At 42.9% G+C, this 15,545-nt stretch carries 15 protein-coding genes; 7 read left to right on the top strand and 8 right to left on the bottom strand.

The genetic code is table 11. The features are described 5' to 3' along the window. Nucleotides 1–80: 80 nt before the first annotated feature. The 4 genes from L4D78_RS01835 to L4D78_RS01820 all read right to left on the bottom strand — a co-directional run bounded on the left by L4D78_RS01835 (nt 81) and on the right by L4D78_RS01820 (nt 4,330). Entirely contained in the window at nt 81–1,406 is a 1,326-nt protein-coding gene (locus L4D78_RS01835) for an ethylbenzene dehydrogenase-related protein (RefSeq protein WP_428465356.1), read from the bottom strand. After that, nucleotides 1,399–1,932, bottom strand: a complete 534-nt coding sequence (locus L4D78_RS01830; protein ID WP_428465355.1) for a cytochrome b — start codon at nt 1,930–1,932, stop codon at nt 1,399–1,401. The genes L4D78_RS01835 and L4D78_RS01830 overlap by 8 nt, the downstream gene beginning before the upstream one ends. A gap of 389 nt (nt 1,933–2,321) precedes the next feature. After that, nucleotides 2,322–2,954, bottom strand: coding sequence for a response regulator (locus tag L4D78_RS01825; RefSeq protein ID WP_428465354.1), 633 nt, complete (start codon nt 2,952–2,954; stop codon nt 2,322–2,324). Beyond that, nucleotides 2,951–4,330 carry a sensor histidine kinase gene (locus L4D78_RS01820; RefSeq protein ID WP_428465353.1) on the bottom strand — a complete coding sequence of 460 codons (1,380 nt, stop codon included), beginning with the start codon at nt 4,328–4,330 and terminating at the stop codon, nt 2,951–2,953. The genes L4D78_RS01825 and L4D78_RS01820 overlap by 4 nt, the downstream gene beginning before the upstream one ends. Nucleotides 4,331–4,639: 309 nt before the next feature. On the opposite strand from L4D78_RS01820, the gene pstS reads away from it, so the two are divergent. From pstS to pstB, 4 genes are all read left to right on the top strand, one after another. Beyond that, nucleotides 4,640–5,686, top strand: a complete 1,047-nt coding sequence (pstS, locus tag L4D78_RS01815; RefSeq protein ID WP_428465352.1) for a phosphate ABC transporter substrate-binding protein PstS — start codon at nt 4,640–4,642, stop codon at nt 5,684–5,686. Nucleotides 5,687–5,760: 74 nt separating this feature from the next. Next, nucleotides 5,761–6,690 carry a phosphate ABC transporter permease subunit PstC gene (gene pstC, locus L4D78_RS01810; RefSeq protein ID WP_428465351.1) on the top strand — a complete coding sequence of 310 codons (930 nt, stop codon included), beginning with the start codon at nt 5,761–5,763 and terminating at the stop codon, nt 6,688–6,690. Beyond that, nucleotides 6,687–7,523 carry a phosphate ABC transporter permease PstA gene (gene pstA / locus L4D78_RS01805; protein WP_428465350.1) on the top strand — a complete coding sequence of 279 codons (837 nt, stop codon included), beginning with the start codon at nt 6,687–6,689 and terminating at the stop codon, nt 7,521–7,523. The genes pstC and pstA overlap by 4 nt, the downstream gene beginning before the upstream one ends. Next, nucleotides 7,520–8,380, top strand: coding sequence for a phosphate ABC transporter ATP-binding protein PstB (pstB, locus tag L4D78_RS01800; protein WP_428465349.1), 861 nt, complete (start codon nt 7,520–7,522; stop codon nt 8,378–8,380). The genes pstA and pstB overlap by 4 nt, the downstream gene beginning before the upstream one ends. 66 nt (nt 8,381–8,446) lie before the next feature. Here pstB and L4D78_RS01795 read toward each other — a convergent pair whose 3' ends face one another. After that, nucleotides 8,447–8,884, bottom strand: a complete 438-nt coding sequence (locus L4D78_RS01795) for a GNAT family N-acetyltransferase (protein WP_428465348.1) — start codon at nt 8,882–8,884, stop codon at nt 8,447–8,449. Nucleotides 8,885–8,994: 110 nt separating this feature from the next. Beyond that, on the bottom strand, nt 8,995–9,831 hold the full coding sequence (locus tag L4D78_RS01790; RefSeq protein ID WP_428465347.1) for a helix-turn-helix domain-containing protein: 837 nt from the start codon (nt 9,829–9,831) through the stop codon (nt 8,995–8,997). Between the two features lie 346 nt (nt 9,832–10,177). On the opposite strand from L4D78_RS01790, the gene L4D78_RS01785 reads away from it, so the two are divergent. The 3 genes from L4D78_RS01785 (at nt 10,178) to L4D78_RS01775 (ending at nt 12,229) form a co-directional block, all read left to right on the top strand. Further along, the gene (locus L4D78_RS01785; RefSeq protein WP_428455539.1) at nt 10,178–10,816 is read left to right on the top strand and encodes a LysE family translocator; all 639 of its coding nucleotides are present in this window, start codon (nt 10,178–10,180) and stop codon (nt 10,814–10,816) included. A gap of 327 nt (nt 10,817–11,143) precedes the next feature. Continuing rightward, nucleotides 11,144–11,647 (top strand): hypothetical protein, encoded by a 504-nt coding sequence (locus L4D78_RS01780; RefSeq protein WP_428465346.1) that lies wholly within the window; start codon nt 11,144–11,146, stop codon nt 11,645–11,647. 177 nt (nt 11,648–11,824) lie between these two features. Then, nucleotides 11,825–12,229, top strand: a complete 405-nt coding sequence (locus tag L4D78_RS01775; RefSeq protein ID WP_428465345.1) for a hypothetical protein — start codon at nt 11,825–11,827, stop codon at nt 12,227–12,229. Between the two features lie 64 nt (nt 12,230–12,293). Here the strand turns inward: L4D78_RS01775 and treC are convergent, their stop codons facing one another. After that, complete coding sequence (treC, locus tag L4D78_RS01770) at nt 12,294–13,973, bottom strand: alpha,alpha-phosphotrehalase (protein WP_428465344.1); 1,680 nt, start codon at nt 13,971–13,973, stop codon at nt 12,294–12,296. 69 nt (nt 13,974–14,042) lie between these two features. After that, on the bottom strand, nt 14,043–15,467 hold the full coding sequence (gene treB, locus L4D78_RS01765; protein WP_428465343.1) for a PTS trehalose transporter subunit IIBC: 1,425 nt from the start codon (nt 15,465–15,467) through the stop codon (nt 14,043–14,045). Between the last annotated feature and the right edge of the window lie 78 nt (nt 15,468–15,545).

Genomic DNA, 15,545 nt, shown 5'->3' with positions numbered 1-15,545 from the left:
AGATAAAAAAATCCCCCGAATGAATTCGAGGGATTTACCTTAATCAATTTAACAAGGTTAGTGAGTAAGTTGAGTCACTATTACCTAACGGTTTGACTGACTACATCACCTTCTGCGCCATCACCAATACCGACAGTAAACGGGAAAGTCACATGGTGGAAACGCGTGGTTGTTTCGCCATCGTGAATCGCGATATTGAAATCATAAGTACCGCCCACTTCCATGATTTTGTCATCTTCTGGATTACCGGTATCTAGCTTACGCTTGAAGATAAGCGTGTATTTACCGTCTTTCCATTCAGAGTGAATTTCATTGTTATCACCCGCAGAACCACCGCCTTCACGGTTCAATCGACCTTGTAGATACTGACCTTCTTTAATTTTGCTTGCATCGTATGGCATAGTATTCACGCCTTCGATTAGTGCAATATTCTTGTTCAGATCGTTAAAGTCTTCTTTGTTAAGCGCATAGAAACCAGTCACTGATTTATCAAACATGTATTTTGGCAGACCCGCTTTTCTATCGAAGTTCCACGTAAATACTGTTTTACCCGCATCGCTTAAACGGTATTCCAATACATAGCCATCATCAGCGCTATTCGTCGGTGCTGAACGAGTCGAACGCCACTGCATAAGGTCAACAAACTTGCCGTCTTTTTTCAGCTGGTCGATTTCTTCGCGGGTTTTCAACTTGTCCCAGTTTACGCCGTAACGCTCTGTGCGTGTATCTGGTAGGTATTTGCGGATGTCTTTCTGATCAAGGCCCCCAAAACCAATCACGTCAAGAGCTTGTACATCACGCATTGTTGCCTGACCAATATCGCGCATACCACGGTGACACGACATCCAGCAACCTTGCTGGGCAAACTCATCAACGCTGCCATCATCAATCATGATAGAGAAGCGGTCTTCATAAATTGGGGTATACGGGTTTTTACCACGGTCGCCACCAATAATGGTCCATTTGCCACCTTCAAATAATAAGGTGTCATGCAAACGCGCTGGGTATGGTGATTGGGTTTCCCACGTTGCTTTAACATAAAGATGCTCGTCGTCATTAGCGAACTGGAAATCAACATCCAACGACCCCGGTTTACCCGCCATTTTATCCAGACGGTCATGCTTGATGAGTTGCTCACCCAAGCCTTTTTCTTCACCGCTATGGCAGCTGGTACAGGTTTTTGATTCAAAATCTGGACGTTGCGTGCCTTTATGCTCTGGCGAGTTAATCCAGTCATAGGTAATTAAACCTGGGAAAAACATTGTCTTTTCAATAACTGGAATATTATCCCACTCAATATCCGACTCAACGGTTTCATTGCTCATGTTATATGCGTGAGCATTCATCGCAACGCCAGATAGAAGTGCTAAAACAACACTTTTTTTCATTGTAATAGACTTAAGCATTCTTGTTCACTCCCATCATTCGAGCCAGTGTTCCGTCTTTCAAAGCAACTTGGTGATAAATAGTGCCGACACAGTGCATAGCAACCAGTAAATAACAGAAGATTTCTAAAAATGAGTGAATTTGATATGCGAATTCAATAAGCCCTGAGTTTCTTTCTGCAAAACCAGAAATGGTAAACATACCAAATACAACGGTATCTTTAGCCTTCGCTAAGGTGATCAGTAAGCCTGATAATGGCATGCCTAGTGAAATAGCGTACATGGCAAGGTGGGCGGAATGAGCAATGAATTTCTGTACCTGTGTTCCTTGTGTTGGTGGCTGACCAACCCAGTTAATCCATGCTATGCGGGCAGCAAAAAGAACAAGTACCAACATACCCAGCGATTGGTGAAGGTTGAAACTAAATGAATCAGGGATAGGTTCAAACAACATGATGATCATGGCAACTATAAATGCTATAGCTGACACAATATGCATAACCTTACTCCCTGTACTAAAATGCTCGGTCGGTACAGATACCTTCATATTTCACTTCCTAAGATTGTTAAAAATGGCTGATTAATACATTTAACTCTTAGGTGTTATTTTAATTTTTTATTACCTATAGCATGATTGATAATAATCAACTTCCAATCCGGATAGCATTTAATTATATACAATTTTTAATTAACAGTTTTATATTCGACACTTTTTATTGATTTAGTTTTTAATAAAAAATCCAGATAAATATCCTCATCAGTTTTATTCTCATTCTGATAAATAAATTTATCAGATCGATTTAACGCCTCCGTCAAGTGTAAATAAATGTAAGCAAAAACCGATATCAAACGCTATGAAATCGGTAAATTTGTTTTTTATATCGTGGAATGACGAGATATGTAAAATTACTAAGAAAGTTAAAGATAAGTAGAAAACTATTGCAGCATGCCAGAATGTACTTGTAAGCCCGTTTCAGTTAAAGAGTAAACTCGACCTTCACCTTTACAAACTAAACCACTGTTAACTAACTGCCGTAAATGAAAGTTAAACTTGGTATGATCTTCTATACCCACAACTCGGCATAAATCCATGAATTTCATCTTACGATGGATTTTTAACTGCTTCACAACAGAACGTCGAATGGGATTCGATAAAGCACTAAAAATAAGATCATTATTACGTTCATCTAAAACCGATTTTGGAGAGCGCTCAGCATGAACCCGCATTAAAGTGACAGACAGTGCCGCAAGATTAAACGGTTTCGTCAAAAACTCATCCGCGCCTTTTTTCATTGCATCAACAGCCACATCCACGGTTGCAAATGCAGTGGTAATAATGATGCCAATATTCGGGTGATGACGCCTAAGCGTTGTCAGGGCCTCGATACCCGTCATCCCCGACATAACAACATCAAACAGTGCGAGATCAAAATGCTGATTCGCCGCAGCATCAAGTGCATCTTCTGCACTCGTACAAGCCGTCACTTCGAAAGACTCTAATGATAAGGCTTCAACAAGTACCTCGCGTAACTGCTGATCATCTTCAGCAAGCAGGAGTTTTAACGTCATGACATTTTCCTTGGTATCCTAACTTCAACGGTGAGCCCTTGCTCAGTGTTATAGAGAACTAATTCACCGCTATGCTGTAACACAATTTGTTTAGCGATAGCGAGCCCCATTCCCGTACCCTCCCCTTTCGGTTTGGTGGTAAAAAATGGTTTTGTCGCTTTTTCAATGACATCCTCAGTGATGCCACAGCCACTGTCTGATATCGCTATAATGGCGTTTAATTTATCTTGATAACTCGCAATGCTAATGCGCTGCTCTTGTGTACATGCATCAATTGCATTCGCTAAAAGGTTCGTAAAAACCTCCTCCAATAAACCCGCATCACCTAATACATGTAAATTATCATCGAAATTTTCGGTAAGTGTAAATGACTCTAATCGATATTGGTTGAGTGACACGGCTGATTTTATGGCTGAAGACAGTTTTACATCGTCACGTTTAATTGGCCGATGATGAGCATAGTTTAGTACCTCATGGCTAATCTCTGCGGCTCGCTCAAGCCCATAACGAATACGATCTAATTGGCGTTGATGCAGCTCGTTTTCTGGTAAATGATGTTCAAGCAAATCACAGCTCATCATCGCACTGCTCAGCGGTGTTTTAATTTCATGAGCAACCGCTGATGTCAGTTCACCAAGCTCTTTCAACTTTGCATATTGTAATGATTGCTGCAATGCCGATTCAATTTGACTATTGCGTTCTTGGTCGAAAATACGCAATGCATACCATAAAGAGACCAGTATCGCAGTAGCACAAAGTGTACGTACGAACAGTACCCATAACCCAAGTTCAACTAGCAATACGCCAGCACTAAATCCGTAACAGATTAACGCTACTCCCGTCATTTTAAACGGCAACGATGCACCATGCCCTTCTGTCTCTAGTTCATTGGCATAACTATAGATGGCAACCCCTGATAAAACACCCGCGCCTAAGCCAAATATCCAACGTATTTGGTTGGCGGTATTTCTTAAATAAGCAGTGTAATCATCATATCCATAACGCACAAAAAGGCTGACAAAGAACATCAGAATAACGACTACAGCGAATCGCTTAACCCATAGCACATAGTGCCAACGCGTGATATCTAGCATTTTCCACGCAAACGCGCCAAGGGCTATGTATGAGAGCCACAGCTTGATCACTTGAAAGGTGTGAAGCGCTGTTGTTAGACGGTACTCATGCTCATACATTTCAAGGTACAGCTCAGACCATTCATGTAAGCCATGGATCAAACCAAATACTGCAAGTATTGGAAGTGCCTCAGCAATTCGTATCCGGCTTTTGCTTAAATCTTGAAAAAGGATCGCAAAAAATATAGCAAAAAAAGCCAATCCGTAAACGAGGTATATATTAAAAGTAATAAGCATATTCATGAGCTAAGTCTAATGGAGTTAATTAATACCAGCAACGAGAATAATGTACCATTCCGTGAAGTTTTATTATCAATCAAACATTGATTAATATAATTGTTATTCACACATATGCCCTTTTCGTATTTCTTTAATATTTTTGTCACATTAAATTTCTAATCTCCGAATCGTCAATTGGCCAACACCAGTTGACGGTTTGAATTTATTTCAAATCCTTAGTTTGTTTGAACGCAAAACTAAACTGGGCTATTCGAGGATACGCGCAACACCTCGGATAGCCCATCTTTATGGTTATGATATCGGAGATATATCGTGAATTTAATCAAGTCAGCTCTAGTGACATCTGTACTGATTGCCGCCTCTTTTGGTGCTTCTGCCAACACAACAATCAATGGCGCTGGTGCGACATTCCCTCACCCAATCTATGCAAAATGGGCTGAGCAATATCACAAAGAGACGGGCATACAAATTAACTATCAGGCGATTGGTTCTGGTGGTGGTATCCGTCAAATCACAGCAAAGACGGTTGATTTTGGTGCGACAGATGCTCCTTTAACTATCGAAGAGCTGACAAAAGAAAAAATGCTGCAATTTCCAATGGTAATGGGCGCAATAGTTCCTGTTATCAATTTACCGGGCATCGATGCTGGTGACATGAAACTGACGGGTGAAGTGCTGGCTGATATCTACCTTGGCAACATCAAGTCATGGGATGATGCTGCAATTGCTGCACTAAACGAAGGTTTAGAGCTGCCTAGCCAACCTATTTATGTTGTACACCGTTCTGACGGCTCAGGCACAACATTCAACTTTACTGAATACCTAGACCAAGTAAGCCCAGAATGGAGCAAAAACATCGGTGTCGGTAAAGACATCACTTGGCCTCGCAAAGCAACAACAATTGGCGGTAACGGCAATGCTGGTGTGGCGAACTTTGTAGACCGTACCCGTGGTGCGATTGGTTATGTTGAGTATGCCTTTGCGAAACAAAATGACCTTGCTTATACGCAAATGGAAAGTAGCGAAGGCAAATACTTAATGCCAACAATGGAGACGTTCCAATCAGCAGCGGCAAACGCAGATTGGGAAAATGCACCGGGTTACCACCTACTACTGAACAACCAGCCAGGTGCTGACTCTTGGCCAATGACTGCTGCGACTTTCATCCTGATGCATGAAGATCAAGCTGATACCGATAAAGCACAGATGATTATCGACTTCTTCGAGTGGAGCTACACCCAAGGTGAGTACGCCGTTGAACTTGACTACATCCCTATGCCGCAAAAAGTGGTGAACATGGTTAACGAGACATGGAAAGAAGGCCTTAAATCAAACGGTCAAGCGATCGTTACTAAGTAAATCCAAACTCATTGAAACCACAAAAGTGACTTTAATTAAGCCTCTGCTAAGCGTAGAGGCTTTGAACTACCATTATGACAACACTAACTTTTAGACATAAAGTCAATGGCGATTCAGTTTTCAATAAGCTGAGCTTCACCAGTGCTTTAATTATTTTCATCACCCTTGCGGGGATTGTTCTTTCTTTGGTTGAAGGCGGCTGGCCTGCATTCAAAGAATTCGGTCCAGGTTTTGTATTCCGCAATATCTGGGATCCTATAAATGGTGAATTTGGTGCTGCGGCGGCTATCTACGGCACACTGGTAACCTCTGTCATCGCTATTGTCATTGCCGGCCCTATCGCGTTAGGCACGGCTATTTTCCTTGCTGAATTAACCCCAACATGGGTGAGTACACCCGTCAGTAAGGCAATTGAATTATTGGCTGCCATCCCAAGTATTATCTATGGTATGTGGGGCCTATTTGTGTTCGTACCTTGGTTCTCAGAAGGCTTCCAAATGTGGGCAGGTATGCATTTAACCGGCATCCCACTAATTGGCAATTGGTTTAATGGTCCACCAATTGGGATAGGCTTACTCAGTGCCGGGATCATTCTTTCTTTCATGATTTTACCTATCATGACGTCATTGACCCGCGATGCTTTAAGGTCTGTACCCAATGTGCTGCGTGAAGCCGCTTATGGTACGGGTGCGACACCGTTTGAAGTCATTACCAAAGTGCTGTTACCGAAAGTGAAAAATGCCACAGTAAGTGCTGGTATTTTAGGCCTAGGCCGTGCGCTGGGTGAAACCATGGCAGTCGCCTTCGTTATCGGTGGAGCAAGCCGTATCGAAATGTCGTTCTTTATGCCAGCGAGCTCGATTTCATCGACTATTGCTCAGCAATTCAATGAAGCAACAAACCCTATGCACATCGCTTCGCTCATTGGCCTTGGCGTTGTGTTATTTATCATTACTTTCTTTGTGATGGGGTTTGCTCGTCGCCTATTGAGGAAGTCCTCATGAATGCTAGAAAAATAAAGAACTACCTATTCCTGTCATTCTGCACCCTGTCTGCAGGGTTCGGGGTGTTTGTATTGGCATCGATCCTTTACACATTAGTCGGTGAAGGTATCAAGGGCATGAGTCTGGCTGTTTTTACCGAGATCACACCGGGGCCAGGTAGCGAAGGCGGCTTAAAAAATGCCATCTACGGCAGTTTGAAGCTCACCGTACTAGGCATATTAATTGCGGCTCCTGTCGGGGTACTAGCAGGAACCTGGCTTGCTGAAGCCGATGACAACAACAAGACCGCAGAAACACTGCGATTCTTAAATGGTATGTTAATGAGTGCACCTTCCATTCTGGTGGGCTTGTTTGTTTACGCAATAATTGTAGTACCGACGGGTGGCTATTCAGGCTGGGCAGGTGCGATAGCTTTAGCTGTACTAGCACTGCCGGTCATTGTTGCTTCCACTGAAGAAATGCTACGTCTCGTACCGCCGACACTGAAAGAAGCGGGTAGCGGTATGGGCTCACCAAAATGGCGAGTCATCACCCAACTTAGCTACCGCGCTGCTGCACCGGGGATTATCACGGCAATCTTACTTTCTGTTGCGCGTATTTCTGGAGAAACGGCACCACTACTGTTTACAGCATTAAACAGTAGTTTCATGACAACTGACTTAAGTAAGCCAATGGCGAACCTGCCAGTCACGATATACCAGTTTGCGATGAGCCCATATACCTCATGGCAAGAGCTCGCTTGGGCTGGTGCACTGATCATTACCACTTTTATTCTGATTGTTAACGTATTGGCGACCACGTTGCCGCAACTATTGAGAGCTAGAAAATCATGAACACGGCAACAGTACAAACATTCGATAACGCAACAATTAACGGTATGTCGATAGACACAGGTGCCATGGATGCTTCAACTACTGAAGTAGCGGCAAACCCAACCCATCGTATGGAAATTAAAGCACTCGACTTCTACTACCAAAAAGGTGGGGAAGCGGCGTTGAAGTCTGTATCCATGCCGGTATACAAAAATCGGGTAACCGCTTTAATTGGCCCTTCTGGTTGTGGTAAATCAACTTTACTTCGCACCATGAACCGCATTTACGACCTTTACGGCCAGCAGCATGCTAAAGGTGAAATACTGCTGGATGGCAAGAGTATTTTCTCTAATACTGATGTGAATGAGCTTCGTTCTAAAGTCGGTATGGTTTTTCAGAAGCCCACGCCTTTTCCCATGTCAATTTATGACAATATGGCGTTTGGTCTAAAAGTACAGGGAACATTCTCTAAAGCGGAGATCACAGCGCGTATCGAATCAGCGCTAAAGCGTGCCCACCTATGGGAAGAAGTTAAAGATAAACTAAATGCCGATGCGAATGGCCTATCAGGTGGTCAGCAGCAGCGTTTATGCATTGCACGTACGATTGCACTCGAGCCAGAAGTGATCCTGATGGATGAACCGACGTCGGCACTTGACCCAATTGCGACGGCTGCCATCGAAACCTTAATTACCGAACTAAGGGAAAAGTTCACCATTGTGATTGTGACGCACAATATGCAACAAGCGATGCGAATTTCTGATTACACCGGATTTATGTACCTCGGTGAGCTACAAGAATTTGGTAAAACCAACAAGATTTTCAACTCGCCTGATAATGACCGGACTCGCCGCTATATCTCAGGTGACTTTGGTTAAATAAGCAGGGTTAAGTAAAATAAGTTAAACAAAGAGCCTTCCTCGTTAAGCACAGGAAGGCTTCTTTTATTTAGCAGTGAAAGCTAACTTTAACAAAGTATCACCCGTCTGTTCCCAAGTGCTTTCTTCGACAAACTCGAAACCATAACGGTCATAGAAACGGCGGCCAATACTGTTCTCTTTAAATACTTGTACGACTAAATTACCGTGTAGCGATTGTGCTTTATTCATCAAGGCGTTACCCAAACCGCTACCATGTAGGCTTGGGTCAACAAAAATACCACCGACCTCATTACCAATTAACGCGATAAACCCGACAACTTTACCCTCAGCAACGGCCACCCAAGTGTCAGCATTCGGAATATAGAGGTTCGGAATGTTATGGCGTTCTTGTTCAAAAAAAGCCTCCGTCATAAAGGGGTGCGCAACTCTTGATGCTCTTTCCCATGCGTCGAGTAAATCTATTAAGTCGTTTGCTTGATATGGTCTAATTACTTTATTCATTGTGCTCTACTTTCATTCATTATCGTTGAGCGGTGCTAGTGTGCCGCCCTCGTTCTAAAAGCAGATATTAGTGACATCGAAATCAATAAGATTGAACAAAAACGACAATATCAAATCGACTCTACGCCTCCGTAGACATCGACGACCAAATCACGCTGCTTGGCATATTGCTTGGGTGTTACCCCGATACTGCTTTTAAGATACCGAATAAGATGCGGTTGATCACTGAAACCAAATTCAAGCGCGACATTCGTCCAGTCAATGTCCTTTGCCTCTTGCTGATACAGCGACGTCAGTAATGCATCTAACTTGTTCATCGACTGACACTGTTTGAGGGTGATACCTGTTACCCGCAGGAAACTACGTTCTAAGGTACGTTGCGAACAATGCAGCAAATCTCCGAGCTGGGAGATGGGAGTATCATTTAATAATGGCAGCGCCTGATGAACAAGTTCACTGTGCCTATCTGGTTTAGCCTGTTCAAGCAGCGGGATCAAGTAGTGCTCTAGCTGAGTCTGGCACAGTACTGGGTTTGTACGAGCATTCGTAAATAATTTTTCGCTATTGAATAATTCATCATCAAATAAATCACTCAATACAAGATCATAGACTTGATCACAAGCTGGCTGCGTAGCAGAAATGCCCAGCGCATATAATGCACCGGGATGAAACTTAATCCCTAAAATCACAAACGGCTTTGAATGATCCATCTGATAAGTCTGGCTATGTGGACATAGCCAATGGCTACCTTGCCCTTGCTGAGTACTATCCGATAATGCGTAATGATAATCTTGCACCTCAGGGGCAATGATTAAATGTGCACAGGGATCGGGGTTCAACTTAGGGTATTGTGAACCATCGTTGTCAGGTGTTCGCTCTAAAAACCAATAGCACTCTATATATTTAGAAATCAATGGGTTTTCAGGTGCATGTAGCCAGCTAATCATTTTGTTTCTCTAGCAAATAATAAGATYTTAGAATATAGGTACCGATAGAAATCGTCAGGCTATCGAGAAAATAAGCTATGACCGATTGTAGCACTTTTCACTTGTGCCTTTTGCCTTTTGCCTTTTTTGCAAACCTGCTGAAGTTATTATTGGATGGTTGTAATAAATAATGGCATTCGATTTAACATTCACCCATCGCTGGTTAAGTGTTACACAACATCAGAACACCAAACCACACTTTATTGTAAATGCGGAATCAAATTCCACCCAATAACAGCAAAACAGTTCATTTGATCTGCATTTACCGCTAGAATCCAGCTCCTTGTAAATTAACCAGCTTATTGTGATGATCGATCTAACTATTCTCCCTGTATATTTAACCGCCGTTGTTGCCCTTTTACTGATCCCAGGCCCAGACATGTTGTTGATTGTCAGCTCTAGCCTTAGCTATGGTAAAAAGGTCGGCGTGTTTGCAAGCCTTGGTAATGCAACCTCTGGCATTATCTTAACGTTGCTTGCTGCGATGGGAGTCTCAGCATTGATCGCCATGAACCCAATTGCGTTGCAAGTATTACGTGTACTCGGCGGTGCTTACCTACTAAAGATGGGGTGGGATTGTATGCGTACCCAACCATCTGATGCGCCTGATGTTGAAGAAAGCAAAAGTATTGCAACCACGCTATACCGCCGTGCGGTGATAAGTAATTTGCTAAACCCGAAAGCGCTGATTTTCTTTGTACTGTTTTTGCCCCAGTTTGTATCTACTCAAACAACGGCAACCTCAGGTGAGCAAATGCTGGTACTGGGTTTGCTACTAAACGTACTTGGCCTGCTATTCAACCTTTTCTTGGTTACCATGATTGGCAGCCTCGGCCAGCCCCTGCTGAAAAACGAGAAGTTCCGTACTAACCAGCACAAGTTTATGGGTCTGATCTTCTTTGTATTGGCTATTTGGTTATTGGCTTCGCAAGTACCAACCGTCTAAGCCATTATTCGCACCCCAAGAGTAATCGTCTAAAAAGGTAAAACTGACTGTTCCGTTTCATAGTCAGTTTTACCTTTGAAAATATTACTTCTATACATGACCGCTAACACTATATCAGACCAAATACTCCTTTCTTCTTGATGCATAAATAACACTATTATTCACGTTAGTTATTCTAAATATAGTGTTATAAAAAAATGAACATCTTACCTCCAAAAATCATGCTACTTTGAAACTCGCATTAATGAATAAGGTTCAGAAGGCTGACTTCTTCCTCTCAATAGGCTCGCTGTATAGCGTTTAAATCACCATGTATGAGAAGAAACAATGGAATCAACAGTCGTAAAAGTATTTGAGTCAGAAAACTCAGTACTCTATTCCACCTGTATAGGTAGCAGAAATTACAAACTTGTTACCGATTTTTCAAAATCTCGCGCAAGCGCTGTAGAAGAGTTATTGGTGTCTAATGATATTGCAACAAAAGGGTCAGTCGAAATAAGAGACATCCAAGTAAGAGAACAATCTGGCACTCATACAGAATTAACTGTCTACGCCTATTACTTCCCTGCTTTTATTGATGTCTCTATTCAAGCTTCGCGTAATCTCGAAACATTTAATTTTCAGGTGAAAATGGCAAATAGCAACTTTCATTATTCCTCCGACCATCCGCTTAGAGCCAGTGACATAATCAGAATGTCGTTAAAAACGCATTACCCTGATATTAAAGACTTTAATATCTCTCTTATCAAAAAAGAAACGCAAAAGATGCCATCTGAAATTGAGGTGAACGAATACTCCCATGTAGTAATGAAAGCAATAACACTTATATAAACATTGATCGTTACCGATTAAATCGTCATAGCATATTAACCAATTTATATTCTTTAATATAGTTATGAGGATAATTATCAGTATACAAATAAGAATTAAATATCAGCTTTCAATATATGTTAATCATTACCAATAAGGTCTGTCTTCTTTAATGAAGATAAAGTGAGAGGATGAACAATGACTCCTTTGAAGTATATTTTAGAAACTCAACAAGAACTCAATACCAATGCCGATGAGTTAATGAGCATATTATCCCATACAGCCATTGGAATATATCTGAATAAACCACTCGACCGGGGCCGGTGGATAGCTGCATATTTTACTAAGGTTAAGCCTAACTTAACGCCTAACGGCTCCGCTTGGAAAGTGATCGAAAGCTGCCTTCGCGAGTCGACTCCCAATCGAATAGCTCGCAGCTTTGAAACCTTCTATCAGTTCTATTGGGGTGAGCGTCCCTATCCTGCAGCACGCCCATTGTCTGGCAAAGTTGACAAGGCCCATGCTCGTATCAATGAATATTATCGCCTTAAAAAGGCAGTCACCACTGCGCCGCCACCGGGGTATATGGCGATGGCATCATGATCTCTTCCGTTGAAATTCAATTAATAAAAAAGCGCCAAACGGCGCCTTTTCATTAGCGTTCATGCTACTTAGTAATGACAATAATTCTTGTCTCGTAAGGCTTCATGTTAAACAGGTTACTTTGGGCCACAGCCATCGAACTCGGATAGTTAGACAACAGGCAAACTCCTTGGTGCACATCAAGTTCAGAAGACAATTCACAGTTAACGCCTTCACCGTAGTAGTTATTTATACATAATAATATCTGGCTTTCAGACTCACGCTTGTAGCAAAAAATTCGATCGTGCTCAGGCATCAAATCCGTATAATCACCATCGGTGATCACTGCAATATCTTTACGTAACTGGATCAGCTGGCGATAGAAATGGAATACTGAGTTCTCATCAGCCACTGCCACTTTGGCATTAAGCTCAGGGTAATTTCCCGCCACTTCAAGCCACGGTTCGGCTGTTGAAAAACCAGCATATTGGCTGCTATCCCATTGCATTGGCGTACGGGCGTTATCACGCGATTTCTGCGCCAAAATCGCCAACATATCTTGTTCTGATACACCCTGTTCATTCACCATGATGTCATACATGTTCGTACTTTCTACATCTCGGTATTGATGAATAGAAGTGTAAGCTGGGTTGGTCATGCCTATCTCTTCCCCTTGGAAAATATATGGCGTCCCCTGCATCATATGTACTGATGCCCCTAGCATTTTTGCCGACTCGATGCGGTAATTTTTATCATCGCCCAAACGGCTCACAACCCGTGGCTGATCGTGATTACACCAAAATAGTGCCCCCCAACCATTACCGTTCAAGCCCGTTTGCCAGTGATTAAAGATACTTTTCAGCTGATGAAAATCAAATGGTGCTTTGGTCCACTTTTCACCATTCGGGTAATCAGCCTTTAAGTGGTGGAAATTGAAGACCATCGAAAGTTCTTTACCATCTTTCGAGGAATACCGCTGGCAATGTTCAAGGGTGGTCGATGACATTTCACCCACGGTCACCGATCCGTATTTTTGGAACACTGCTTCACTGATCTCTTGAAGGTACTCATGAACTCGCGGACCATCAGTATAAAAACGGCGGCCATCGCCAGTCTCATCATTTGGGAAGTCTTGCTGCTTGGAGATCAGGTTGATCACATCCAAGCGGAAGCCATCCACGCCTTTTTCAGCCCAAAAGCTGATCACGTCTTTAACTTCTTCTCGTACTTTTGGGTTTTCCCAATTCAGGTCTGCCTGCTCTTTGGCAAAAAGGTGCAGGAAGTATTGGCCAGTTGCTTCATCCAATTCCCATGCATTTCCACCAAATTTTGACTGCCAGTTGGTTGGTTCGCAGCCATCAACTGGATCTTTCCAGATATAGTAATCGCGGTATGGGCTATTTTTGTCCCCCAAGGCCGACTGGAACCAAGCATGCTCAGTAGAGGTATGGTTAACCACTATATCCATGACAATTTTGATGCCCTTCTGATGTGCTTTTTCCAGTAACTCATCAAAATCAGCCATGCTGCCAAACTGCGGGTTAATCGCGTAATAATCAGAAATATCGTAACCATTATCGATCATTGGTGATTGATACACGGGTGTTAGCCAAATGGCCTCAACACCCAGTAATTGCAGATAATCGAGCTTCGAAATAATCCCTTTTATGTCGCCCGTGCCTTTGTTACTACTATCACAAAAGCTTTTAGGGTAAATCTGATAAATAGTCGCGGTACGCCACCATTCAAGTTGCTCTTTCATCATATAAACCTGCACACTTAAAATTTGAATCAGTAAATTAGCCAGCAAGCTGCTGGCTATAGTAAAACGTTGTTACGCTGTTGCTTCTGTTAGCTCACCTTTTGCCTCAGCGCGCTTATACATGAACAGAGTCAGTGCAATCGGAACCACAATTGCGACAGCCATCGCGACAAGGAAAATCAACCAATATTGCGGCTGAATCGATAAGATACCCGGCAAACCACCAACCCCAATGCCGTTCGCCATCACACCTGCGCTACCACAGATAGCCGCAGCCAAACCAGAACCGATCATTGCGCTGAGCATTGGGAATTTATATTTCAGGTTAATGCCATACATGGCAGGCTCAGTAACACCAAGATAGGCAGAAATTGCTGCTGGTACTGAAATTTCACGCTCATTTTCTTTTTTACTGATAATGATAATGGCAACAACAGCAGAAGCCTGAGCGATATTAGAAAGTGCAATTAAAGGCCAAATTGGGGTGCCGCCCATCGATTGCATCAACTGCAAGTCAACGGCATTGGTAGTGTGGTGAATACCAGTGATAACAAGTGGGGCATAGAGGAAGCCAAACACCATCGCACCGAGTATCGCAAAATCCCCAGTCATTGCAGCTTGAGCTGCATAGCCAACACCGTTACCAACCATACGACCAAACGGGCCGATAAAAGCGTGAGCCAGTACTACAGAAATAATGATAGAAACAAACGGTACAATCACAAGGTACAAGTAAGCTGGAATGACTTTCTTCAAATTAGTTTCAATCAGCGCCAACGCAACACCTGCCAACATCGCTGGGATCACCTGAGCTTGATAACCAACTTTCTCGATAACAAACAAGCCAAAATCCCATGTTTCAGGAACTTGCTGGCCAATCAGGTATGCATTCATTAATTGTGGCGACACCAACGTCACACCCAGCACGATACCCAGAATGGGCGTACCATCGAGTTTCTTCACTGTAGACCAGCAGACCCCGACAGGCAGGAAGAAAAAGATCGCTTCGCCAATCAACCATAGGAAAGAGTGTACTGTTGCCCAGAACTGGCTGATCTCCGTTAATGTTTGGCCATCAAACATTCGGATGTCACCAATGACGTTACGGAAACCAAGAATCAAACCGCCAGTAATAATCGCGGGTAGCAAAGGAACAAAGATTTCAGCTAGGTGAGAGATACCACGCTCAAGCCAGCTCATATTCTGGCGAGCAGCCACTTTCGCATCTTCTTTGCTTGCAGTCGCAGTACCAGTCGATGCCGTTAGCATCTTATAAACCTGATCGACCTCAGTACCAATAACGACCTGAAACTGTCCTGCGTTGGTGAAACACCCTTTCACCATTGAAATAGCTTCAATTGCTTTAATATCAGCTTTCTCAGTATCTACCAGAACAAAGCGTAAACGTGTTAGGCAGTGGCTAACGCTTGCGATGTTCTCGCTGCCACCGATCAGCTCAACCAAACGGTCAACTTGCTGTTGGTTAATCTTACTCATGCCGAAGTCCATTGTTATTAAAATAGGAATATTGTATGAATCGCCAGTGGGAATGTTCCCAATTGATGATGTAATAAT

The organism is Photobacterium minamisatsumaniensis (genome assembly GCF_050336695.1).
GTDB classification, from domain to species: domain Bacteria; phylum Pseudomonadota; class Gammaproteobacteria; order Enterobacterales; family Vibrionaceae; genus Photobacterium; species Photobacterium minamisatsumaniensis.
This window is presented reverse-complemented; position numbering and strand designations above follow the sequence as displayed.